This window comes from Butyrivibrio sp. XPD2002, assembly GCF_000423945.1.
Lineage (GTDB): Bacteria > Bacillota > Clostridia > Lachnospirales > Lachnospiraceae > Butyrivibrio.
The window spans coordinates 1-23,748 of sequence record NZ_AUIY01000005.1; the positions used below are offsets into that span (position 1 = coordinate 1).

The following is a 23,748-nucleotide window of genomic DNA, read 5'->3' on the forward strand; positions in this document are numbered from 1 at the left end:
TGTGAAATATGCTGTCAATCAGCTTGTCAAAGTGCAGTTTGCTGATGAATTCCTTTATTAGGAGAAGACCAGCATCGGAGGATAAATCACCTCCGTCAAAATTTAATTTAAAACGCTTATTGCTTTCTAAGGTTGTGTAATCTAAACTAGACATATGAAGCCTCTTTTTTGTTATGTTTTTGGATTCGACACCTAAAATTGTAACAGAATCGGGGCTTTATTAATACCCCTAAGGCTTCACTTATTGGGTGAAAGCAATATGCAGTTTAAATGCAGTAACTATGCGGCTTTGTAATTAAGCCGTGAATAATTCAGGTTTACGTATATTTTTTCCTGATTACGCAGACAAATATTGCTCCGGAAAATCGTACTCTATCTTCTTATGGCCATTCCTGTTCATACGTGCCTCTGAACTGACCTTCATCAATAGTATGTTTTAATAATACTACATGCAGAAGCACAGATATAATCGCTACCAAGCGAATATATCCCATCCAGAATATTATGACATCAACATGCTCTCCAATAAAGCTTTTCAAGACAAAATCAATATACTCCATAGTAATCCCCCTTAAATCGTTCAAACCATATACTATTATAGCAGTTAAATAGATTATAGCAAATTAAGTGGTATAATTATTGGACACCAATTCAAAAAATGTTACTATTCACACTTTCCCAGATATGGTATCTTTCACATAAAGAGTTTACGGTCATATAAAAATGCCAAGAAAGCCAGAAAAAATCTGACTTTTGAGGCATTTTTTGTTGCTATTATTATCTTTATGTGTTATGCTATACACATAAAGATATGGGAGGCAAACTATGGGAATTGTATATCAGACCGACAAAAGATCCGGCATAACATATGCCTATGAAAATCAATCATTTTGGGATCCGGAACTCAAGCGTTCCAAATCAAAAAGAAAGCTGATTGGCCGCGTTGACCCTGAAACAAAACAGATTATCCCTACCGATGGCAGGTGCAAAAAGCGCAGTCCTTCCTATGAAGCAGGAAGTGATGATTACGAAATGCCCAAGACCATGAAAGGGCTTAAAGATGAAATCCGCAGGCTTTTAAAAGAGAATCAGGAGCTGCGCGATCAGTTGGAAAAATATAAATCAAAGTGATGGGGATAACCGGGGATGGAACTGAAAGAAGCATATGAAGTTATAAAAAAGGAATGGCACGCTGCTGAGCGCAAGGTCAAAAAACTTGAGAAAGAGCTGGAAAAGCTCAGAAAAGAAGGTGCTTCAGACTCTCGCGTGCAAAAGCTTCTCAGCCAGATCCAAGGCCTCAACAAAAAGATTTCACAATACAAATCCCTCGCTGATCGTTATCAGGAGCTTTATGAAAAAGAGCGCGCCAAAGTCAAGGAACTGGAGAATGATAAGTTCAGCCTTGAACTTGAGAATCAGCATTTAAGGGACAAGTTGGAATTCCTGGAAGAAGCTTCTTCCGAAGAAATCACAGCTTCAAAAGAAGCAGAAGCCCAGATAGCGGCACTTAAGGATGAAGTTGCAAGACTTACAGCAAGACTCAATAATAACGGAACCAATACTGGCACTCCTACATCCAAGACCGCAATCGATCAGAAAAAAGTTATCCCAAACTCTAGAGAAAAATCAGGTCTTCCTAAAGGTGGGCAAACCGGTCATGAGAAGCATGAAATGCCCAAGTTTTCTGATGAAGAAATCACTGACACCATCCCTCATGAGCTTACTGAATGTCCCAAATGCGGCAGCCATAACCTTGAAGAAATTGAAGAATCTTACAAGGATGAGTTCGATTATGAAGTAAAGGTCATCAAGCGCAGACACAGGTTTGTCATCTATAAATGTCTTGACTGTGGTGCAACAGTCAAAGCTCCACTCGGTTCTCTTAAGGCTGCAAACCAGTATGGCAAGGTAATCCAGGCAATGGCACTATCGCTCATGGATCTTGGCTTTGTAAGCATTAACCGCACAAGAAAAATACTGACAGGATTTTCTCCTGAACCGCTTACCCTCAGCGAAGGGTATCTTGCAAAACTTCAAAAGCGTTACTCAAAAAAGCTCCATGCTTTTATCGCAGACCTGAAAAATATAATCATAGGACTGCCTCTTATCTACTGGGATGACACTGTAGTCTTTGTAAATACAGCAAGAGCTTGTATGAGGTTTTATGGAAATGAACGTATAGCCCTGTATACTGCACATCTACATAAAGACCTTGAAGGAATCCTTGAAGATAACATCCTTCCTGTGCTAAGTTCCGGAACAAAAGTCATGCATGATCATAACACCATCAATTATCATGAAGGCTTTGTCTTCAGAAATGTAGAATGCAATCAACATCTGGAAAGGGATCTGCAGAAGCTGTTCGACTCATCAAGCCACCCTTGGATCAAAACGCTAAAAGAGCTAATCCAGTCCATGATGCATGACCGGAAACATCTGATAGCCGAAGGTGCTACTGCTTTCTCAAAGGAAGCTGTTGAAGCTTTTCTCATGAAAGTAGATTTTCTTTTGGATAGTGGATATAAAGAGTACATTGCTGATTTGGGGCATTATTATGAAAGTGATGAGAATGCTCTTCTCAACAGAATAAGAGAATACAAGAACAACTACTTTGACTGGGTTAAGGATTTCTCCATCCCAACAACAAACACCCTCAGCGAGAGGTCACTCAGATTCGTAAAAACCAAAGACAAAGTGTCCGGACAGTTCCAAAGCATTGAATACGCATCATATTTTGCAGATATCAGGACATATCTTGAAACCTGCGCCAGAAATGGTGTTAATGAATTCACTGCCCTCTTAAGACTGGCTTCTGGAGAACCATATACTGTAGAAGAACTATTAGGCGGAGCATAACTCCGCCTAGAAATAGTGCTTTCTTTTCAACAAACTTGAATTTATTTTTCATCAAAAAACTCTATTTCTTCTCCCAGCGGTCCAAAGCAAAATGCCATTCTAAATTGATATTCAGGCGAAGAATTAATAACTTTATCATTTGGTTCAACAAAAACTTCATATCCCGCTTTTTTTACTTTATCTATAACATTGTCAACATCTTCTGTTGCAAATGCAATATGACGAATAGAACCTTTCCTATGTTCGCCATTACCAGTTACAAATACTTCAATCAGCCCGTTGCCGCTATCTATCATTATTCCTTCTGGCCATTCCCGGCAAATAGACATACCAAGTACATTTATATAAAAGTCTTTTACTCTATCTATTTCTCCAATATTGCATTTCATCGATATGTGATGTATACCTTTTACCATTTTCGTCCTCTCCTTGGTCGATGTTTTCGACAAACTCCGATTTCTAAAGCTCACATACCATGATGAATTCCTCATCATTTTCATTCATGATCCTCGTCCAGACAGCCCCAACTATTTTTCCGTCGTGGATCGCGACGAGGCAGTTGTCTCCAGACTTTGTACCGAAACCATCAGTGTATACGCGCAGTTCCGGTTTCTCTACAATATCTCTCGAAGGCGGCTCCACACCTTCCGGAATGAATATGGCTTCATATAAAAAGTCTTTGAGAAGGCCGAGTTCGTTTTCCCGAATACAACGGAACTCTATTACGTTCTTCATACCATCTTTTGCACCTTATTTGGAATAGTTCTCAAAGCACCATTTTGCGATCCTTATGATAAGTGCTTCCGGTAAAGGCTGATCATAGGGGATCCGTATCGTGCCCTTGCTTACGTCATAATCGGAGAGTTCCTCCGTAAATACAGCTGTAGCCTCATCACCGGGATAAATGCCCAGATGTTTCTTTGATGCTGCGAAATGAATGATATTACGACCTTTCCAGTAAGTGGGCATCGACCAGGAGATCCGTTCCTCCGCGTCTGGCAGTGCATCACGAAGGATCTCCCGAATCTCCATTAATCTGGGCTTATATTTCTCATCCTGGGCAGCAATGTATTCATCAATATTCTGCGGTTTCACACAGTAATGGTCCTGGTTTTGTCTGCTGAACTCTCTGCCGCATTTCGGACATTTCCATGCCATGGCTTCACCTCTTCAAACCTCGATTTGCTTAATACAAAGATTCTAACCGTTTCAACAATAAAAATAAAGCCCACTGATGTGAACTTCATTCTTCACTTCCATTTATCTGTGAATGGTAACACGAATATTATTAGAATTTGTCGACCTATTTGCAATGCATTTATTTCAAATACCTGTTGTTTTTTCAATATTTCTCGATATCAACAGGCCCAAAAGCCAAATTTAGCATGTTGAAATTCCATTTTTCATTATTCCAACAGTCTCCAAGACCGATTTTAACCTGTTGTTATTCCATTTTTCGCAATTCCAACAGTCTCCAAGGCCTATTTTAACCTGTTGTTATCCCATTTTTCGTAATACCAACAGTCTCCAAGACCGATTTTAACCTGTTGTTATCCCATTTTTCGTAATACCAACAGTCTCCAAGACCGATTTTAACCTGTTGTTATCCCATTTTTCGTAATACCAACAGTCTCCAAGACCGATTTTTGCCTGTTGATTTATTCCATAATTGGAAATACAACAGGATTCTTCTCTTATATTACTCCCTGGCAAACCGCCGATCGTAAACTGCCGATTTTGTTTGACATTCTAATTATACCTAATACAAAAATAAAAGCCCACAAAGTGAGCTTCATTTCTAAATCTATTTAACTGTGAATAGTAATCAAAAAATGACTAATATCTTTATCTACTCTTTTATCTCAAAACACATATTACTTATCAAAATTATGCCAATATTAAATTTTCATAAAAACCCAAAGCATCAATCCTTTTTATAGTAAAATAAAGTAGATACATGCAATCATCGCTTACACCAGTAAGAGGAGAAGCCGACATGAAGTTCAAACAGACAGCATTTTCGTCTATATTTGAAGAAACAATCCGTGAATGGGCGGCAGAAATCCCTGAGAGGGATAATGCTGCCATTTTTCATATATATGCGCCTTATAACCGTGAGAACATTATTGAACTGGTAAATGATGCCCGTAATACTATCCTTCGTATAGCGCCTGATATTCCGATTATAGGCTGCAGTGCAACGGGTGAGATACTTGAAGGTCAATTGCATGATGATGATATAGTTGTGACACTTATGATTTTCGAAGATCCCGCAACTCATGTGGAAGTGTTCTCAACCTACGCTGCCCCAGAGGAATACGATGATTATGAGTTTGTTAAATACGCGCGGAATCTCTCAGGTCTTAAAGGCATTGAGCTTCTCACCGCATGCTCCTATCAGCGTCTTGAAGCTGCCGGTAATATCTACGATAAGCTTCCTGAAGAAATCGTATTTTTTGGTGGGGTTGCAGTAGGCACTTCTGATCACGAGCAGTTCGTTTTTGCAAACAATCATGAATGCAGTAATACAGGGTCCGTCTTTGTATTTTATGTGGGACCTGAATTATATATCCAGCCGCATCGCATATTTGGCTGGAAGGCCATCGGTTATCCCATGCAGGTAACAAGATCAGACGGCGATTTGGTATATGAAATAGATGAAAAGCCTGCATACGATGTATATGACCATTATCTGCAGATTAAAAATGATTCCAATTTTTTCTATGATGCTCTTGAATTCCCGTTTGAGGTTCAGGTGGATGAGGATACCAAATATATCAGACATGCAAAATCCGTAAATCCCGACGGTTCTATTGTTATGTCCACCAACGTCCCCCAGGGCAGCTATGTAAGACTGACCTATGGCGATCCCAGAAGAATTATTGCGCACACAAAGCAAACGGGGCTGCTTGTCAGAGATTTTGCACCTCAGGTCGTACTCATTATCAATTGCATGGGGCGTAAGCTTTTCTGGGGAGGCAAGGAAAACATAGAAATCTCAGAAGTATCAAAATATATGAAGATTACCGGCTTTAGCGCTCTTGGTGAAATTGTGCGCTATAAGGGGAATACTGTTCTGCACAACCTATCTATTGTCGCAATTGCCATGCGAGAAGGCGCAGCAAAAGCTCCGCTTGAACTCAATATAGAAAAATGCGAAAAAGCATCGGGCATGCCCCTTGCTGCCCGCCTTGCTATTTTCATAAATACCATAACAGAAGAACTGATGGAGAAGAATACTCAGCTTGGCGATATGCTCTACAAGGCGTCTCACGATGCGTTGACACGCCTCCTTAACCGCGGAGCTATGGATCGCCTGATAGACGAGATAAATGAAGATAAAAGTACCCCCGTATGGCATCTGATCATGTTTGACATAGATAACTTCAAGCAAATCAATGATCAATATGGTCACAGCGAGGGTGATAAAGCATTAAAGCTTGTTTCGGAATATCTTATCCAGCATATCTGCGCTCTTCCCGGAGTTGAAGCCGGACGCTGGGGTGGTGAAGAATTCATGATCCTTTTGCACGGATACCCCGATGCTCAGGTATATGAGCTCGCAGAGAATATCAGGAAGCAGATTAGCATTCTATCTGCCTCCGTAGTTCCTTTTACTATAAGTATTGGTACCACCAAGCATCAAAATGGCGAAAACCTTTCTGATACCATAAACCGCGTGGATGCTCTGCTCTATAAAGCAAAGAACAGGTGGTAAAAATAAGGTATGCTGCGATTTTATTTAAAGAATAAATAGTGATTTGTTTTACGCGTTGGCAGCCTGAGCATTCTGCGCGAACTTACTCTTTAATTCCTCGTACTTCGGAATATATTTCTGTACATACGCCATCTGCGGTGCATGCTGAATAGCATAGCCATAAGCCACAGCAGCTTCCATCTCATTACCCCTTGCAAGCTCAATATTACCAAGCTGAATGTAGTTTATTACGCAGTTGAAGGTGCTTCTTGCCCTCTCTGACTGCTGGATAGACTTTTTGATCATCTCTGCAGCTCCGTCGTAATCACCTTCAGCAATTTTCCATCTTGCCTCAAGTCCAGTACGCATTCTCTCCATATACTTAGGAGCTTTTCCGAAATTATACTCCATCATAACCTCGTTATAGAGCTTATAGAACTCATCCTTTTGTCCATTCATCAGATAAAGTGCCGCAAGATTTGCTTTGGCATTAATCTTAATCCACTTTTTCTTTGACTGGTCAATCTCAGCCTTAAGCACACTTTCAGCGCTCTTAAAATCTGCACTGTACATGTATGCCACTGAATAGAATGAACGGATATATCTTATATCCTCCTCAAACAGTTTGTTATGTGCCACACGCATGAAGGCTTCCATGAACTTGGGAAGGTCACAGTAAACCAGCATGACACTCACAAATCTGCTATATAAAGTCCTTCTATGTATAAGCATAAGGATCAGATACAAAAACATTACAAGTATCATCACTCTGTTACGTGCATGATTTATGCCGGTAAGCAGCGTCAAAACAGAATTCAAAATCAAAACGATTGAAGACATGATAACTACAAAAATATAAATGCCGCCCTGGATCATGAATCGATCTGCGACCTGCTTTGCTGTAAGCTCTGCATTGCTTTTTCTATTAAATAACATTGTCAGTTCCCTCCATTAGAATTCGTAATCGCCGTAGAGTTCGCTAAAAACATCCTCAAACTCATCTTCGCCTATGGGAACTTCAGTTACCATCGGTATGCCGTTTTTCACTGCAATTGTCAGCTTGGTCGGTCCATCTAAATAGAAAGCCTCACATGAAAAGTCGGTGGGCTCTGCATTCTGAATCACCTTTACAAGCTCCTTCGCTGCAGCTGCTGCCTCCGCATCGTTTGTATCACCACCTATTGCAGGACCTGTAGGGCCACTGTATATGTAGATGTAAATCTCCTTACCATTCTTATCAGTTGCGATGATGTTATACGCATAGAGATTTTCCAGGTCCTTAGTAGTGTATGCAGGCTCTCCGAAAAGAGTCCTCACCTGCCCATAGGCCATAGCAAGATCATGCTCATAGTCCATGGTGTCGTACACATGACAGATCTGTGCACCCATAAAATCAAATGTTTCTGCCTCCTCTTCGGTTGCCGCTCTGAAAGTATAGTTATGACTGCCAAGATCAAACTTAGGTTTTTCAAAAAATGACTTATACCCCAAAACTATGAGCGTTAAAATGCAAACCACAAGGAAAAATCTTTCCGCTTTTCTCATACGTTCCCTCCGTATTTTTTATTTATTTATAAAAGTGCTTCTGCAACAGCACCCTCCGGAATAGGGCACACATAGCCGGAAGCTGTTCGCTTCTCAAACTCTGCCTTTGCCTCCTTTAAAATTTCCGGATTTTCATATAAATCTATCGCTGCAGCACACATCACTTTTCCTGCATGGACAGCAGACTTGTGACCGATATCAGTTCTCGCAGATGCCACATTCTGCCAGCTGTGTCCGGGGCATCCATTAGGCCAGGCCGCTACATGAATCTGTGCCGTCGGGCAATTCCAGCTGACGTCCCCCACGTCAGTTGATGAAGGCTTAAAGGCTTCCCCCATGTAATGAGGAAGCAAAAAACCATTCATTCCGTAATCAGCATCAGAATCTGATATCCCATTTTTTGTACAGCTGTTTTTATATTCAGCCTGCATCTTTATAGCCATGTCTGCATAATCCGCATCCATCATAGATCCTGTTCCGGGTGCATTGTCATGCCCCTCGTAGGTCATCGCCAGCTTCCCTGCGTATTCAAGCTCCTCCTTAGAATAGATCGGAACTCCCAGCTCTTCGAAGTTTTTATACAGCACTTTTTCCAGAGCTCTGTTGGTCACCGTATCAGACAGCCCATCAATGAACTTCCTGTCAAAAGTAGTCTCTGTCATAAGCGCAGCACCTTCCGCAATCTTATCAACGCGCTTCTGAAGCTCTACCGTCTCCGCAACATGATTGGAACGAACCATGTAGAGAACCTGTGCCTTGGGCTGAACCACGTTGGGACTCACGCCACCTGCATCGGTTATGGCATAGTGCACGCGGGCCTTGTTGCTCATGTGCTCTCGTAAAAACTGCACGCCTATATTCATAAGCTCTACCGCATCAAGAGCGCTCCTTCCCATCTCAGGAGCACCGGCTGCATGGGATGCTGTTCCATTGAAGGTGTAGCTGACCTGGATACATGAATTAGATGATCCTGTAACAACCTCGTTGCAGTCCTCTGGATGCCATGTAAGTGCAGCATCAAGCTTTTGCCACTCACCATCACGGGCCATGAACGCTTTTGATGCACAGCCCTCTTCACCGGGGCATCCATAGAGAATGACTGTCCCCTGACAGTTATTATTCTCAAGGTAATGCTTAATTCCGATAGCTGCTGCAAGAGCTCCTGCCCCCAGAAGATTGTGTCCGCAGCCATGGCCGCTTCCACCCTGGATGAGAGGCTTCTCTGTAAGCGCTCCTCCCTCCTGTGAAAGGCCTGAGAGTGCATCATATTCAGCAAGTATGCCTATCACAGGCTTACCCTGTCCATAGCTCGCAGAAAAAGCCGTTGCAATATTGCAGATTCCCTTCTCTACTGTAAAGCCTTCTTTTTCAAGGACCTCACAGTACAGGTCACAGGACTTATACTCCTGCAAAGAGAGCTCTGCATACTCCCATATCTTATCAGCAACGTCATTTATAAGCTGAGTCTTTGTTTCAATTTTTTCAATTGCCTGTAATTTGGCGTCATTCATTTTAGGCACCTCACTTTTTGCAACAATTAAGTATAGTAAAAGCTGACAGATGATTCAAGCATCCGTCAGCTTATAAAGCGTGTATTTTTACCGTTTATTGTTTACAGCACCTTGCTCAAAAATTCCTGAAGTCTGGGGTGCTTGGGATGTTCGAAGATCTCCTCAGGAGTTCCGTGCTCCAAGAGTTTTCCATCTGCCATGAAAAGCACGCGGTTACCAACCTCTCTTGCAAAGCCCATCTCGTGAGTAACAACAACCATTGTCATTCCTTCCTTTGCAAGCTGCTTCATAACGTCAAGAACTTCGCCAACCATCTCAGGATCAAGCGCAGATGTGGGCTCATCAAAGAGCATTACCTCAGGCTCCATCATAAGCGCACGAACGATGGCGATACGCTGCTTCTGACCACCGGAGAGCTGAATAGGATATGCATCAGCCCTGTCCTTAAGTCCTACTCTGTCAAGTAGCTCTAAGGCCTTTTTCTTTGCCTCTTCCTCGGAAACCTTCTTAACCTTCATAGGCGCAAGAATCATGTTCTGCATAATTGTCTTATGAGGGAAAAGATTAAAGTGCTGAAATACCATTCCCATCTTCTGTCTGTGAAGATCGATGTCCACCTTAACCCACTTGCCGTTTTCATCCTTGTACTTTTTCTTGGTGATATCCACATCATCAAAGAGGATTGCTCCGCCTGTGGGCTCCTCAAGGAGATTTAAGGAACGAAGGAAGGTTGATTTTCCACTTCCTGAAGGACCGATAACAACCATTACGTCGCCCTTGTCTATATCTATGGACACACCGTCAAGTGCCTTTATTTTCCCAAAATTATAGTGTTTTTCAAGGTCTGTAACCTGGATAAGCTTATCTCTTGTCTCCACGGCTCATCCTCCTTTCAAAATATGCGATCACCTTACTTGTAGGGAAGCACAGGCAGAAGTAAATGGCTGTCGCTACAAGGAGCGGCTCGATAATGATGAAGGTTGCACCTCTTACGGCATTTACTGCTGACATGATATCCTGCACACCGATTGTGTAAGTGATAGCAGATTCCTTGATGATAACAACAAACTCGTTTGCTATTGCAGGGAGAATGTTTTTAATAGCCTGGGGCAGAATAATATATCTCAGATTCTGGAACTGGTTCATACCAAGAGATCTGGCAGCCTCAGTCTGTCCGCCATCGATTGACTGGATACCGGAACGCATAATCTCACAAAGATAAGCGCCTGAGTTCATTCCAAGAGCAACCACGCCAGGGAAAAATCTCTCGAATTTGATGAAGCCCATAAATGTAAAGCTGGGAAGCTCAATGAGCGCACCAAATACGCCGTAGTAGATGATTGCCACCTGAACGATTACAGGTGTTGATCTCAGTATCTCTACATACGCAGTCGCAATAAAATCCAGCGGATTGAATTTTCCTAATGCAACGCCTATGCCCTTCTCGCGCTGATGGCCTTCCTTATCAAGTCCAAGAAAAGCTAGCGGATAAAATCTTGACATCCTCATTGTTGAAAGAAGAAGTGCAAGAATAAAACCGATTGCAACAGTAAAAAGTGAAAGCATTACCGTAACAACCATACCCTGCCAGAACAGACTGGCATAAGGCGAGATCTTAGAAAAATTTTCAATTTGAATAAAGCTGTCCATATTATTCCTTATCTCCAAAATTTTGGTAATTTTTTTACATTATAGCATGAAATGGACTCGGAAATAACTACATTCCCGAGTCCAGAATTTGTTCTGATATTAAGTCAGATGAAAATCATCAGTTCTCAAGAAGACCCTCGATGATCTCTCCGCTTGCCTGCTCGTTAGCAGTAGCAACAAACTCGTCCATTTTTCCTTCTTCCTTAGCCTTGGTAATAGCTGCGTTAACAGCATCCTTAAGAGCATCGTTACCCTTGCTGATACCGATAGCAGAACCCTCAGCTCCATCGTAAGGAACCTCAAGTACTACGCAAAGCTCAGGATAGTTCTTAGCATAGCTCTCAGCAACTGCTGTCTCGATGTAAGCACCATCAAGCTTACCAGCAAGAAGCTCAGCGATGATGTCTGTAACCTTTGTGAGCTGAATGATCTCAGCATCAGGGCTGTTGGTCTGAGCAAGGTCAACCTGAATAGCACCTGTCTGAGCACCAACCTCGATATCAGGGTTGTTCAGATCCTCAAGGCTCTGGAACTTATCCTTGTTATCCTGTACGCATACGAAGGACTGACCGCCTTCATAGTAGATATCCGAGAAGTCCATGATTGACTCACGCTTCGGATCTGGTGAAAGACCTGCAACACCAAGGTCAACTGCCTTTGTCTGAAGCTCCATAAGAACGCCATCGAAATCAACAGGCACAACCTCAAGCTCAAGTCCAAGCTCATCAGCGATGTACTGAGCAAGTGCGATATCAAAGCCTGCAAGAGAAGGTGTTCCGTCCTCTCCTACTGAATAGAACTCGTAGGGAGCAAAGTCAGGAGAAGTAGCAACTGTAAGCTTACCAGGTGTTACAGTTGAAATCTCAGCTGAAGCTGCTGCATCAGTGCTCTCCTCTGTGCTCTCTGCCTCTGCTGCGTCAGCACTCTCTTCTGTGCTCTCTGCCTCTGTAGCATCAGCGCTATCCTCTGTGCTCTCTGCTGCTGTAGCCTCAGTGCTCTCAGCTTCTGTTGCAGTGCTTGCTGATGAACCGCCACAAGCTGTCATACTAAATGTCATAACTCCGGTTAAAATAGCTGCGATAAGTTTCTTCTTCATAATATGCCTCCTTAAATATTCATATATGCAAAACATCATGCATAAATATACATTTTCGTTTCGGTTTTATACATAATAATACACTTGATGTATTTTATCAACCCCATATAATAAAAAAAATCAAGAAAAAATATTATTTATTTTTCTCGCGGCTGTCTGAGCACATTGGAACGTGGGAAATGAAAAAGGCGCCTGCAGAATGCAAGCGCCTCTCTCATCCTTAATTATTATAGAGGGAACTATATAATAGAGGAAATCATTTGGGACTTTATTGTCTCATATTTAGTGTCACAAAAGTGTCACAAGGTTTAAATCCAGTATTTAAGCCAATCTCAAACGTTTTCGTAAACTATTTTCACCACATTCCGTCAGAAAGTTGAAAAAGTTTTCCTAAAGTTGGCTCTGCCCAGCTGTACTGGTTCATATATTCACCGGTAAAGCCTGTATCATCCCTTTTCCCGTCCAGGAAATCAAAGTAATCGCAGTCAAAATATTCCTTGTTAATACCGGCTTCTCCACGTCTTCTGATGAGTGCTTCAGAACAGCCCAACTCAGCAAATATTCTTGCCATATCGGCAAAAAGATTTCTCATATAAGATCTGTGACTTCCGGCGTCATCCTCATCCTGCCAGATTTTTTCCATGATCTGGTTAAAGGTCCTCATGGCGCCGTTAGCATCTATAAGCACTGCCAAAAGCTCTCTGGTCTTAGTGTATACAAAATCCAGCGGCACTCCGTTTTCAGTGAATACCTCGAATTCGCCAAAAGTATGCACGCGAAGCTTGTGGGACTGAACCGGAGCCACGCTCTCCTCTGGGAATCTCAAGTGCTCAAACTCGGATTTCACCTTGGCTGCCGTAACAGGTTTCATAATATATCCACTTGCATAAAGTCCGAAGGCTTCCTTCATATAATCAGAATATCCGGTTACAAAGATAATATTTATTCTGGGATTTTTTTCCTGAAGCTTCTTGGCGATATTTATTCCGTTCTCGGTTCTCATCTCGACATCAAGAAATGCAACCTGCGGTTTAATCTGGTCCGCTTTCTCCAATGCCTTTTCACCACTGGTAAAGCCCTCTACTCTGGCTGAAGGCTGCGCCTTTTTTATGGCACTTATGCATCCCTCAAGCGCCAGTTCTTCATCATCTACAGCAATAATATTCATTGAAATCCATACCTTTTCATTATTCGTTTTTAGGAATCTTAATGGTCGCCTTTGTTCCGACGCCCTTGGTACTTTCAATAATGAGAAGCCCGTTGCACATGGTAAGAAGCCTCTCCTTCAGATTATCAAGACCGATGTGAAGGCCGCCTCCCTGCTCAATATCACTGAGGTCAAAGCCTACACCGTCGTCCTCGACAACAACATAATAATAATCTTCTTCGGAAAAGCTTTCAATATGAATCGTTCCGCCATTTTCCTTCTTATGAATACCATGCTTTACGGCATTCTCAGCAAGAAGCTGCACGGAAAGCGCGGGAAGTGCAAAAAAATCATCCTTTATATCATACTCAATAGTAAGCTTATCCCTGAACCTCATTTTTTCAAGACTGAGGTAATTGGACACGTGCTCCATCTCCTTGCGGAGCGGTATGCAGTCAGCAAGCTCAATACTGCCAAGATTACCCCTAAGATAATCTGAAAAGCGTCCAATGGCTTCCTGAGCCTGTTCGGGGTCCTTTTCACAAAGAACGTATATCGAGTTCAAAACGTTGTACAGAAAGTGCGGCTTGATCTGACTAAACAGAATCTTGATCCTGTCTCTCGAAATCTTATCCTCCTGCTCCAAAATAAGCCTCTCCTGCTCGTATTGGAACGTATTGTCCATGAAAATCAGTGACAAACAGAAGCTGTAGGGCAAGACCTCAAGCTCCGGAACGAAGGATCTGATAAACACACCGATAAGCGGGAAGAATACGATGGACAAAAGAATCATGACGCTATCAGTTTTCAGGTACTGCCGATACACGATCATGTACACCACCGACAAAAGCATGATTGAATAACCACCCACCTGTCCTATAAAGTAAAGCGCACCCTTTTCAAAGGTCTGTCCGTCATAGTTAACTACAACTCCCTTAAACAGAGATATTACCCAAAAGACTGAATAAATCACAATAAGGGGCATTACAAAGCCTCGGATCTCCAGACTTTTACCGCTCATTCTGGAAATATAATACGTGACATACAATGAATAAAAACCCAGGAGAATGTAAAATCCTACGAAATACATGGAATATGCAACTCTAAGAAGGAGCGTCAGAAGTGTCTCGTCCTTAATCACGCACACAAAAATCTTAGCCGCCAAAACCGCTGCAAGCATGACCGAATCAGCGAGCAACATCTTCGTAAACTGCATACGCTCTCTGTTGGTCGCCTTTCGCATGTGAATATCCCCGAAAAGCTTAATATCCATTATAGCTAACATGAATGCGGATATTCCTATATTTACATAATCCATACTGTGATCCATGATTTGACCTGCCTTCTAAAAAAATCTGTTTATATTATACAACTATCTCAGTATTTTAGGGTTATTGGGAGTTAAGCGGGTGATGGGGCGAGCGCGGTCCGGGGGACCGCAAGTTTGCGAGCCGACCGTTGCTAGAGGTCCGGGGGACCTCTGCTCAGCAACGACCGGAACGGAGTGTAGACGCGGAGGCGAGATACGAACCCTGGGTTCGTGATCTCGCCTGCTTAACAAAAAGACCTAGGTTAAAAACCTAGGTCTTTTTGTTAAGCGGGTGATGGGAATCGAACCCACGTATCCAGCTTGGAAGGCTGGTGTTCTACCATTGAACTACACCCGCATGTATTATATTAAGCTGTCGATCGGGGTGACAGGATTCGAACCTGCGGCCTCCTGGTCCCAAACCAGGCGCTCTACCAAGCTAAGCCACACCCCGTTTGGAAGCGTTTGTGTTTCATTACCTGACCCGCAACGCAAGTACAATTATATCACCGCGAGTCAGGATGTCAACACTATTTTTAAAAAAAATTGCAAAATTTTTTATAGTTATTTTTTTCACGTTTAAATGATAATAATTGGTTCACCATAGCACTGTACTCCACCGCGGAAAACCTCTATTTCTCTGCCATCTACAATGTTCTTATACATACCATCGTCGAGAGGTACTCTTACATTAGATGTTGCTCCCTGCAATGCAAAAACTCCAACTGCCTTCTTTTCTTCCTTAGAAAAAGTTGCAACAACCGTATCATTTTCACACGAAGCACACTCAAAAATGCCCTCTGCAAATATCTCATTCTTCTTTATCTTAGAAAGATCACTTATAAATACAGACATATCTATTCCATTTTCAGGCTTCAAAGATATCGTATCCTTATCAAAAAGGCTCGGCAGATGTGAAGCTCCAAACTCCTGCCCTGCATAAATAAAGGATACTCCCTTCTGGAAGAATAAAAATGCAGTGAAATTTCTAAGCTCCTTTTCATCAGGAATAAGGAAATGCGCCCTGGTCTGATCATGATTTTCAAGAAAATGCATTTTCACATAGTTATCCGGATAAATTACCTCCTGCCGATTCAGGCCCTCAACATATTTCGAGATGGGATTTTTCCCGCATAAATACCCTGATAAGTAAGGATATATATCATAATCGTAGCTGATATCAAAAGCCCCGAAAATCTCGCCGTCACTGTGCGCAGTTATTCCGCGTCCTCTTAAATGTGTAAGGAACTCATACTCAATTGATTCTGCAAGCCAGATGCAATCAGGACAAACCTCAAAAACCTCTTTTCGTGCTCTCTCCCAGAAAGCCACAGGCACCATGGGCGCCACATCACAGCGGAAACCGTCCACTATTTCTGCCCAGTATTTAAGAGTCTCTATCTGATAATTCCACAAATCTTCATTAGAATAATCAAGGTCGATTATGTCGCTCCAGTCACCAACACGGTTTCCAAAGGAACCATCCTCCTTATGGTAAAACCACTCAGGATGCTCTTTTGCCAAAACAGAGTCCGGTGAAGTATGGTTGTAAACCACATCGATGATGCATTTCATGCCCTTTTCATGGATAGAATTCACAAGGCTCCTGAAGTCCTCCAGAGTACCAAACTCAGAGTTCACCGCGCGGTAATCGCTAATTGCATAGGGCGAACCAAGGCTTCCCTTGCGGTTCTTTGCTCCAACGGGATGAATAGGCATCAGATACACAATGTCTGTGCCGAGGGCTTTGATCCTGTCCAGATCCTCTTCGACCTTCGCAAAGGTCCCCTCGCTACTGTAATTGCGCACAAAAATCTGGTACATCATCTGATTTCTCAAGCTCTTGGGTGTATTGTCTGCCATAGTCTCATCCTCCATTTTGCACCATCGTCACCAAATGTCATCACTTTTGCTATAATATTCATTAGTTAAAGCATGTGCCTGACAAACAAATTGTAGCATTATTATTCATTTAAAAATACAGATTTTTCATATAAACGGGAGCATACAATTGATAAGAATCAATTTCAGGGAAATATTAAACAGAATAGTCTTTGACCTTAAGAAAAACGCCACTCTTTTACTTGTGATTTTTATGGCGTGGGCAGGGATAGCGCTGATATTTCATCACTTTTGTCCGGTGGTTCTCCTTTGCGGTTTTCCATGTCCCGGTTGCGGTCTTACAAGGGCGTTTCTTAGCTTTATCACTTTTCATCCCATAAGAGCAATGCAGTATAATCCGTCATATCCGCTGTGGATTGCAATCGCAGTCGTAGCGTTTTGGAAGCGATACATCAAAAACAGCACCCTTAAATCACTTGAATATCCGCTACTGGCAGTCTGCATCGTAACAATAGTAATCTATGTCTGGAGACTCACACATGTCTTCCCGGGCAGCGCACCGATGAATTACACTCATCAAAATCTTTTTTCCTTTATTCATCCGGAGTATGACAGACTTATGACATCGCTTTTCCGTTAATTAGTTTACAAGCATATAGAAAGTACCCTATAATAAAAAAGTAACCAGCAAACAATTATTTAGTTTTTCTTTATGAGGAGGAAAAAGTAAATGGACGAGAACAACAACTATACGCCGACCGAGCAGCCTACATACAGCGGACCGGCAGGCGAGCAGCCAATTAGCATTGGGGATTGGCTTATCACTTTCTTAATCACATGCATTCCCTGTATTGGATTAGTAATGCTGTTTGTTTGGGCATTCAGCAGCGGCACACCAAAATCAAAGTCCAATTGGGCTAAGGCTCAGCTGATCTGGATCCTTATCATCGCTGTGCTGACAACAATCATGTATGTTGTTATGGGCGCTGCTATTCTCAGCACTGTACAGCAGACAACAATGTAAAAAATATTTCACCCGGTATTCACTGAATACCGGGTGTTTTTATGAAACAAGAAAGAATTTCGCATGCGAAATTCTCGCGCCGTTGCAAGATGTCCGGGGGACATCTGCTTTGCAACGACCGAAGTGGAACGTAGACGCGGTTGCAGAATGCAACATATTCCATTCGCGCGAGTGCGCATCCACGCGGAGCGTTTTAATATCATAGGAAAGCAATTTCCTATGATATTAAAAAGCGCTCAACCTTTGTAGTTAAGCGCTTATCATCTTATGGCTTGCCCGTCCTTCCTTCTGCCTTACCATATGTAATCCAGTGCTGATATAGCTGTTCCGGAGTACGTATCCCTGCTGCCAGAAGATCAGGATATCTATGTGCATAATATGCCGCATCAAAGTCCGGCGCAAAAACCTTGGGAGTCGGAATTAAAGCTTTAGGAACTACATAAGTCTGACTGCCTACCCTTCCCTCTGCCTTACCATATGTGATCCAGTGCTGATATAACTGTTCCGCAGTACGCAGTCCTGCCGCCAAAAGATCAGGGTATCTATGCGCATAATATGCCGCATCAAAGTCCGGATCTGCAATAGCTTCAGTACCTTGAGCAAGATTTTTATAGTTAATAGCATGTGCATCCATGCTTTTTACAGCAAAAGGTCCGAAAAATATTGCAGTCGCCATGATAAATGTAAATAATTGTTTTTTCATTTCTATTACTCCCTCCATTCGTTATCCCCAAATATATTATATATATTCTCACCGACTTGGTCATATTTACCTGACACTTTAAATATATCATTTTCAATGGGCAAAAGCACGAAAAAAGCGCTCAACATCGTGTTAAGCGCTTACAATGAGACACGTGGGAATCGAACCCAGTTAATCTTTTTTTAAGAAATACAGTAAGGAAGGAGGTTCCCGCACATCGGTTGTGTCTTAAGGTAATCAATTTGGTAATCAATCCATACTAAGTTTTTGCTCTATCTCTTCTGGCGAAGGAAGCAGATTTGACAACTCATATTCGGATATTCCTATTGGCTCATTTGAAGTACTTACAGAATATTTCGCAAGAATATTATTCTTACTCTTACATATAATTAATCCGATTGTCTTGTTATCTCCTTCTCTCCTTATTAAATCATCAGCTATTGCAACATAAGTCGCTGTTTGGCCTATATCGCTGGATTTAAATGCTTTTACCTTTACTTCAACGACAACATAACAGTGTAGCCATAAGTGGTAAAACAAAAGATCGATATATTCCTCCGTTCCATCTATTGGTAACGGATACTCCCTTCCCACGAAAGCAAACCCTTTACCCAATTCCAGAAGAAATTTAATAACATTTTCTACCAATGCATCTTTTAATTGCTTTTCATCATAATCTTCCCGGATTGCAAGAAAATCAAAATTATATGGATCTTTTGTCATTTCTTGAGCAAGATCACTCTGTGGTGCAGGTAAAGCATACTCAAAATTCGATATTACTTTTCCCTGTCTTGCAAATAAATCAGTATCCAAAAAGTTTTCTAGAACTGCTCTGGACCAGTTGTTTTGGATTGTTTTTCTTACAAAGAAACTTGCTTTTTCGCTATCACCCTTGCATCGATCTATAATTACTCGATGATGCCCCCACGGAACGCCAAACAATTCATCCAAAGATAATTCTCCCACAAGTTGTGGGAAATTGTTGTCTTTCGCTTTTCCCACAACTTGTGGAAAATTTGTTGTTGAATATAAATTATAAAACTTAACCATATACCGAAGATTAGAACTCGCAAAGCCTTTAATTCCGGGAAGCTTTTTCTTTAAATCCTTACTTAAAGTCTCATAAAAACCACTTCCATATTTCTTTTCAGCTTCAAGGGAAACAATGTCCTTTCCGAGGCTCCAATAAAAAGCTATCAGTTCTTTATTTACCGAAACGGCAGCTTTAATCTGACTATTCTTATATCTTACGCTAATATTCTCAATCCATAACAAGCGTTTGGTAATCAACATTTTTGACAATAAAAAAATCTGAGATGCAGATACTATCTACATCTCAGACCTATTAAGCTAATGAGACACGTGGGAATCGAACCCACGACAACTTGATTAAAAGTCAAGTGCTCTACCAACTGAGCTAGTATCTCATATATATGAACTGCCTCAGCAGTGATATATCAAAAAACTGGGCTAGCGGGATTCGAACCCACGAGTGCAGCAGTCAAAGTGCTGTGCCTTACCGCTTGGCGATAGCCCATCATACACAGCAAGATGTGCTTTACTAAAATAATAACTCAGATTAAAAACATAATCTAGAAGTTATCGCCCTAAAATAAAAAAGGGTGGATAGTGGGACTCGAACCCACGGTCTCCAGAACCACAATCTGGCGCGCTAACCAACTGCGCCATACCCACCATACACTCAGATCTATTATTTAAATCTGAAAATGTGCCCGAAGGGATTCGAACCCCCGACCCACGGCTTAGAAGGCCGTTGCTCTATCCAGCTGAGCTACGGACACATTTATCGCAATCTCGCGGCGACATTTATAAAGTATAAAGTAGAGTTATGATAATGTCAATAAAAAAAATATTATTTTTTACTTTTTTTATCACAAAAACTCACAAAGCCACATAACACGCGGATTTACACTTTATTTTTCTTCACTATTATACTAAAGATTCGACTGCCTGAACACAAAATTCATCTAAAAAATAATAAACTCCACATGAATATTGTATACAGGATTAATGTCTGAGATAATTACTTAATGTCAAAAAATCACATGGAGAAAAGTATGGGGAACATTTTTAAGGATAAAGCTTTCTATAATAAGTTAATTCGTCTCACATTACCAATAGCATTCCAAAGCCTTATGCTGGCTGCAGTAGCTGCTGCCGATGCAGTCATGCTTGGAAGGATCGAGCAAAATCAGATGGCCGCCGTATCGCTGGCAACGCAGATTCAGTTCGTCCAGAACATGGTACTGACCGCCGCCACAGCCGCAGGCGCCATCCTCGGTGCGCAGTATTACGGCAGAAAGGATACGGATACGATCAATAAGGTCTTTGGCATGATGGTCAGAGTTGTGGGCATTGTTTCCATACTTACTGCTGCCGGATGTCTCCTGATTCCTGAGCTTCTTATGAACATTTTCGCTCACGATCCGGAGCTCATAAGGATTGGCGCATCATATCTGAGGATCGCAGGATGGTCATATTTCCTGACAGGAATCTGTGAGTGCTACCTAGTAATAATGAGAGTAACAAACCACGTCAATCGAAGCGCTCTCATCAGCACCTGCGCTGTTGTGATAAATATCATCCTGAATTCAGTATTCATTTTCGGACTGTTTGGAATTCCTGCCATGGGCGCAAATGGAGCTGCTCTTGCGACTCTTATCTCACGAATTATAGAGCTTGCCTGGGCTGTCACTTCTGCCCACCAGAAGGGCTTTTTACATCCAAACTACCTCTACATATTCACTTTCTTTGCCAGTCTTGAAAAGGACTTTATAAAAATCGCTCTTCCGCTCCTTGGAGGCGGTCTTTTCTGGGGTGTGGGCTTTACCTCTTACACCGCAATAATGGGGCATCTCGGAGCAGATGCTGCCGCTGCCAATTCTGTAGCTGCCGTGGTCAGAGACCTGTTCTGCTGCATGTGTAACGGTATAAGCAGCGCAGGCGGAATCATGGTAGGTAATGAGCTTGGTGCAGGAAAACTGGATAAGGGAAAGGAATACGGTATAAGGCTTGCAAAAATCTCGTATGTTATAGGATTTTTGAGCACCGCCCTGGTTCTGCTCGTAACCTTCCCTGTTGTGAATTTTATGAAGCTTACTCCTTCAGCCAAAAGCCTCCTCACAGGAATGATGGTCGTTATGGCCTTCTATATGATAGGAAGATGTGTTAACACCGTTATTATAAACGGCATCTTTTCCGCCGGCGGCGATACTCTGTTTGACGTTTACAGTCTTGCCGTGTGCATGTGGTGCCTGGCGATCCCCACAGCACTTTTAGGTGCCTTCGTTTTTCATTGGCCGATCGTTGCGGTATATGCCTGTACATGTCTCGATGAGGTAGGAAAAATTCCGTGGGTCATGTATCACTTCCAAAAATATAAGTGGGTCAAGGACCTTACAAGAAAGGCTTAGCGAATCAACGCTAAGCCCTTTTTCTTTACATTATTAAAATTCTTTCTTTTCCATGATTCGTGCACTGATCATATATGACACGAAGGTTACTATAATGCATGCGATTACCAAAGCAAGCAAAATTGAATACCCCGGAAGCCCTTGTAATGTATTAAACAGCCCTACTAAAGGCTTAACCACATCAATCGGAAGCGTTTTCACCCCGTAAATTAAAACAGCACAAATTCCAAATATACCAAACAGAACTAGTCTGCTTTTTTCAGAACCGTACTTAAGCTGGAGCGGGATAATTATCCCTACCACCATGTAAATTGAAGGAATAGCAGCTGTCGCCATAATCAGATCGTCGGCAAGACCTGCTCCGCCGTGTCGTGAAATAGTTATTGCAATATTCACCACCGCACCAAAGCACCACGCAGCCACAGTCATTATCAGGCTGAACAGGTATTTTTCCTTCACATAGGTTTTCCTACCAAAGGGCAGTGTCATCAAAAAAGCAAAGCCATTGTCGAATTCGTCATAGCTGATTGTTCCTATCGCAGCTATCATAGCAAGCATCGTCAGATAGGTTATAACAAATGTTCCATCCATGGAAATCCCCATAACAAGGGCCATGGCAAGGAAGATGAAAAGTGTCTGCTTTCTGATCAGTGTAAGTCGTATATCCTTTTCAATGAGACCACGCATCTTATTCACCTCCAGTCATCATCAAAATCAAGTCGTCAATGTTACTGTTCTCAATAACAATGTCCGGATAATTATCTGTATAAAACTGCTTTTCATTTGTAAAGCACACATCCCCAAAATAATCCTTCCTTGTGCTGAGAATATAGGATTTATCGAGCTTTTCGTAGTCATCCTCACTCACCTTGAGAATTGCATAATTGCTCAATATCTTGTCAGTATCCTCGTGAAGAACGATCTTGCCGTTATGTATCAGATAAATGTCGTCACACAAGCCTTCCAGATCGGAGGATATATGTGACGTCAGTAAAATTGAACACTTTTCATTATCAATAAGATACTGTCTCAGCATATCAAGGATGTCGTTTCTCGCCTCCACGTCAAGTCCGGCAGTGGGCTCGTCCATTATAAGCAGGTCAGCCTTGTGACTGATTGCAACCAGTACGCGGAGCTTTGCTTTCATACCTGTTGAAAAATCCTTAATTTTCTTATCCAGCGGAAGCCCCTGTGAAGAGCAGCTTTTCCTGAAAAAGTCCTCATCAAATGTGGGATACATCTTTTTCAGAATGCCTATCACATCCTTGACGCTGAGATATGCACTAAATCCCGAGTCCGAAAGTGCAACTCCGATTGAAGTCTTCTCACTTCCGGTGAGTTCTGACGCTTCCTTACCATTTATGGTAACGTGTCCACCATCAGGCTTTACAAGCCCAAGTATTGATTTTATCGTGGTGCTTTTTCCTGCACCGTTTTTCCCAACGATTCCTGTAACAGTCCCATCCGGAATTTCCAAAGAAACATCAAGCCGGAAGTCACCGTAGTTTTTTACAAGATTATCTACCTTAACCATCAGTTTTCCTCCAAAATGATCTGTACGATCTCAAGTATATCCTCATTGGTGAGCCCAACTGCTCTCGCGTTTTCAACCGCGCCAGCGAAGTCATCCTCCACTGTCTTTCTCCTGGCTTCCATGGCAAGCTGTTTATCGGTTGCGGCAACGTACGTCCCCTTCCCGTGAACAGTGATTACAAAGCCCTCTTCTTCCAGCTTGTCATAGGCCTTTTTGACAGTCAGCGCACTTATTCGCAGCTCAGCTGAAAGTGCTCTTACAGATGGAAGTGCCTCATTCTCCGCGAGCTCTCCGCTTATGATATTGTTTTTCACCTGATTCATAAGCTGTTCGTATATAGGCACCATTGAGGTATTGTTCAAAATGATATGCATATCTTTATCCTCCATAAACAGCATAT

The 23,748-nt window shown here is 42.1% G+C and carries 24 protein-coding genes, 6 tRNA genes and 1 pseudogene; 6 read left to right on the forward strand and 25 right to left on the reverse strand.

Annotated elements, in window-relative coordinates:
- Positions 1-154, reverse strand: a pseudogene (locus G587_RS25325) (IS1380 family transposase); the annotation flags it as partial.
- Positions 155-380: 226 nt separating this feature from the next.
- The gene (locus G587_RS0104025; protein ID WP_026491202.1) at positions 381-560 is read right to left on the reverse strand and encodes a hypothetical protein; all 180 of its coding nucleotides are present in this window, start codon (positions 558-560) and stop codon (positions 381-383) included.
- A gap of 265 nt (positions 561-825) precedes the next feature.
- Between G587_RS0104025 and G587_RS0104030 the strand changes: the two genes are divergently transcribed.
- Positions 826-1,131, forward strand: a complete 306-nt coding sequence (locus tag G587_RS0104030) for a hypothetical protein (protein WP_026491203.1) — start codon at positions 826-828, stop codon at positions 1,129-1,131.
- A 15-nt stretch (positions 1,132-1,146) separates the two neighbouring features.
- A complete protein-coding gene (locus tag G587_RS0104035; protein WP_026491204.1) occupies positions 1,147-2,856 on the forward strand; it encodes an IS66 family transposase in 1,710 nt (569 codons plus the stop codon).
- Positions 2,857-2,897: 41 nt separating this feature from the next.
- On the opposite strand, the gene G587_RS0104040 is transcribed toward G587_RS0104035, so the two are convergent.
- Genes G587_RS0104040 through G587_RS0104050 form a run of 3 tightly spaced genes read right to left on the reverse strand, consistent with a single transcriptional unit; the run spans position 2,898 to position 4,014 of the window.
- Positions 2,898-3,272, reverse strand: a complete 375-nt coding sequence (locus tag G587_RS0104040; RefSeq protein WP_026491205.1) for a VOC family protein — start codon at positions 3,270-3,272, stop codon at positions 2,898-2,900.
- Between the two features lie 43 nt (positions 3,273-3,315).
- On the reverse strand, positions 3,316-3,591 hold the full coding sequence (locus G587_RS21285; RefSeq protein ID WP_196808940.1) for a hypothetical protein: 276 nt from the start codon (positions 3,589-3,591) through the stop codon (positions 3,316-3,318).
- 15 nt (positions 3,592-3,606) lie between these two features.
- Positions 3,607-4,014 (reverse strand): iron chaperone, encoded by a 408-nt coding sequence (locus G587_RS0104050; RefSeq protein ID WP_022762558.1) that lies wholly within the window; start codon positions 4,012-4,014, stop codon positions 3,607-3,609.
- Between the two features lie 838 nt (positions 4,015-4,852).
- Here G587_RS0104050 and G587_RS0104055 point away from each other — a divergent pair.
- A complete protein-coding gene (locus tag G587_RS0104055; protein WP_026491206.1) occupies positions 4,853-6,574 on the forward strand; it encodes a sensor domain-containing diguanylate cyclase in 1,722 nt (573 codons plus the stop codon).
- A 48-nt stretch (positions 6,575-6,622) separates the two neighbouring features.
- Here G587_RS0104055 and G587_RS0104060 read toward each other — a convergent pair whose 3' ends face one another.
- From G587_RS0104060 to G587_RS0104115, 11 genes are all read right to left on the reverse strand, one after another.
- Complete coding sequence (locus G587_RS0104060) at positions 6,623-7,489, reverse strand: tetratricopeptide repeat protein (RefSeq protein WP_026491207.1); 867 nt, start codon at positions 7,487-7,489, stop codon at positions 6,623-6,625.
- A gap of 15 nt (positions 7,490-7,504) precedes the next feature.
- Complete coding sequence (locus tag G587_RS24105; protein ID WP_051200684.1) at positions 7,505-8,098, reverse strand: hypothetical protein; 594 nt, start codon at positions 8,096-8,098, stop codon at positions 7,505-7,507.
- A 26-nt stretch (positions 8,099-8,124) separates the two neighbouring features.
- The gene (locus tag G587_RS0104070) at positions 8,125-9,609 is read right to left on the reverse strand and encodes a M20 family metallopeptidase (protein ID WP_026491208.1); all 1,485 of its coding nucleotides are present in this window, start codon (positions 9,607-9,609) and stop codon (positions 8,125-8,127) included.
- 101 nt (positions 9,610-9,710) lie between these two features.
- The gene (locus G587_RS0104075) at positions 9,711-10,487 is read right to left on the reverse strand and encodes an amino acid ABC transporter ATP-binding protein (protein WP_026491209.1); all 777 of its coding nucleotides are present in this window, start codon (positions 10,485-10,487) and stop codon (positions 9,711-9,713) included.
- Positions 10,471-11,259, reverse strand: a complete 789-nt coding sequence (locus G587_RS0104080; protein WP_026491210.1) for an amino acid ABC transporter permease — start codon at positions 11,257-11,259, stop codon at positions 10,471-10,473. Before G587_RS0104080 ends, G587_RS0104075 begins: the two co-directional genes overlap by 17 nt.
- Positions 11,260-11,377: 118 nt before the next feature.
- Entirely contained in the window at positions 11,378-12,355 is a 978-nt protein-coding gene (locus G587_RS21295) for a transporter substrate-binding domain-containing protein (RefSeq protein WP_051200686.1), read from the reverse strand.
- A gap of 355 nt (positions 12,356-12,710) precedes the next feature.
- Positions 12,711-13,523 carry a LytR/AlgR family response regulator transcription factor gene (locus G587_RS0104095; RefSeq protein WP_026491211.1) on the reverse strand — a complete coding sequence of 271 codons (813 nt, stop codon included), beginning with the start codon at positions 13,521-13,523 and terminating at the stop codon, positions 12,711-12,713.
- Positions 13,524-13,542: 19 nt separating this feature from the next.
- Entirely contained in the window at positions 13,543-14,820 is a 1,278-nt protein-coding gene (locus tag G587_RS24110; protein ID WP_207637460.1) for a sensor histidine kinase, read from the reverse strand.
- A 278-nt stretch (positions 14,821-15,098) separates the two neighbouring features.
- Positions 15,099-15,169: transfer RNA gene (locus G587_RS0104105), tRNA-Gly, on the reverse strand.
- Between the two features lie 22 nt (positions 15,170-15,191).
- Positions 15,192-15,265 (reverse strand) — tRNA-Pro (locus G587_RS0104110).
- Between the two features lie 125 nt (positions 15,266-15,390).
- Entirely contained in the window at positions 15,391-16,674 is a 1,284-nt protein-coding gene (locus G587_RS0104115) for an alpha-amylase family glycosyl hydrolase (protein ID WP_026491212.1), read from the reverse strand.
- A 148-nt stretch (positions 16,675-16,822) separates the two neighbouring features.
- Here G587_RS0104115 and G587_RS24115 point away from each other — a divergent pair, with 148 nt between their 5' ends.
- Together G587_RS24115 and G587_RS0104125 are read left to right on the forward strand one after the other, a co-directional pair.
- Positions 16,823-17,293: a DUF2752 domain-containing protein gene (locus G587_RS24115; protein WP_051200691.1), complete on the forward strand. Its 471-nt coding sequence runs from the start codon at positions 16,823-16,825 to the stop codon at positions 17,291-17,293.
- A gap of 90 nt (positions 17,294-17,383) precedes the next feature.
- Complete coding sequence (locus G587_RS0104125; RefSeq protein ID WP_026491213.1) at positions 17,384-17,677, forward strand: hypothetical protein; 294 nt, start codon at positions 17,384-17,386, stop codon at positions 17,675-17,677.
- Between the two features lie 265 nt (positions 17,678-17,942).
- Here the strand turns inward: G587_RS0104125 and G587_RS0104130 are convergent, their stop codons facing one another.
- The 6 genes from G587_RS0104130 to G587_RS0104155 all read right to left on the reverse strand — a co-directional run bounded on the left by G587_RS0104130 (position 17,943) and on the right by G587_RS0104155 (position 20,182).
- On the reverse strand, positions 17,943-18,380 hold the full coding sequence (locus tag G587_RS0104130) for a hypothetical protein (RefSeq protein WP_155829419.1): 438 nt from the start codon (positions 18,378-18,380) through the stop codon (positions 17,943-17,945).
- A 249-nt stretch (positions 18,381-18,629) separates the two neighbouring features.
- Positions 18,630-19,673 carry a PDDEXK nuclease domain-containing protein gene (locus G587_RS0104135; RefSeq protein WP_026491215.1) on the reverse strand — a complete coding sequence of 348 codons (1,044 nt, stop codon included), beginning with the start codon at positions 19,671-19,673 and terminating at the stop codon, positions 18,630-18,632.
- Between the two features lie 61 nt (positions 19,674-19,734).
- A tRNA-Lys gene (locus tag G587_RS0104140) sits at positions 19,735-19,807 on the reverse strand.
- Between the two features lie 38 nt (positions 19,808-19,845).
- Positions 19,846-19,917: transfer RNA gene (locus G587_RS0104145), tRNA-Gln, on the reverse strand.
- An 84-nt stretch (positions 19,918-20,001) separates the two neighbouring features.
- Positions 20,002-20,075: transfer RNA gene (locus tag G587_RS0104150), tRNA-His, on the reverse strand.
- A gap of 33 nt (positions 20,076-20,108) precedes the next feature.
- A tRNA-Arg gene (locus tag G587_RS0104155) sits at positions 20,109-20,182 on the reverse strand.
- 276 nt (positions 20,183-20,458) lie between these two features.
- On the opposite strand from G587_RS0104155, the gene G587_RS0104160 reads away from it, so the two are divergent.
- Positions 20,459-21,814, forward strand: coding sequence for an MATE family efflux transporter (locus G587_RS0104160; RefSeq protein WP_026491216.1), 1,356 nt, complete (start codon positions 20,459-20,461; stop codon positions 21,812-21,814).
- 33 nt (positions 21,815-21,847) lie between these two features.
- Here G587_RS0104160 and G587_RS0104165 read toward each other — a convergent pair whose 3' ends face one another.
- The 3 genes from G587_RS0104165 to G587_RS0104175 are packed head-to-tail and all read right to left on the reverse strand — an operon-like array spanning position 21,848 to position 23,722.
- Positions 21,848-22,501, reverse strand: coding sequence for an ABC-2 transporter permease (locus G587_RS0104165; protein WP_026491217.1), 654 nt, complete (start codon positions 22,499-22,501; stop codon positions 21,848-21,850).
- Between the two features lies 1 nt (position 22,502).
- Entirely contained in the window at positions 22,503-23,348 is an 846-nt protein-coding gene (locus G587_RS0104170; protein ID WP_026491218.1) for an ABC transporter ATP-binding protein, read from the reverse strand.
- Positions 23,348-23,722: a GntR family transcriptional regulator gene (locus tag G587_RS0104175; protein ID WP_026491219.1), complete on the reverse strand. Its 375-nt coding sequence runs from the start codon at positions 23,720-23,722 to the stop codon at positions 23,348-23,350. Before G587_RS0104175 ends, G587_RS0104170 begins: the two co-directional genes overlap by 1 nt.
- Positions 23,723-23,748: the final 26 nt, after the last annotated feature.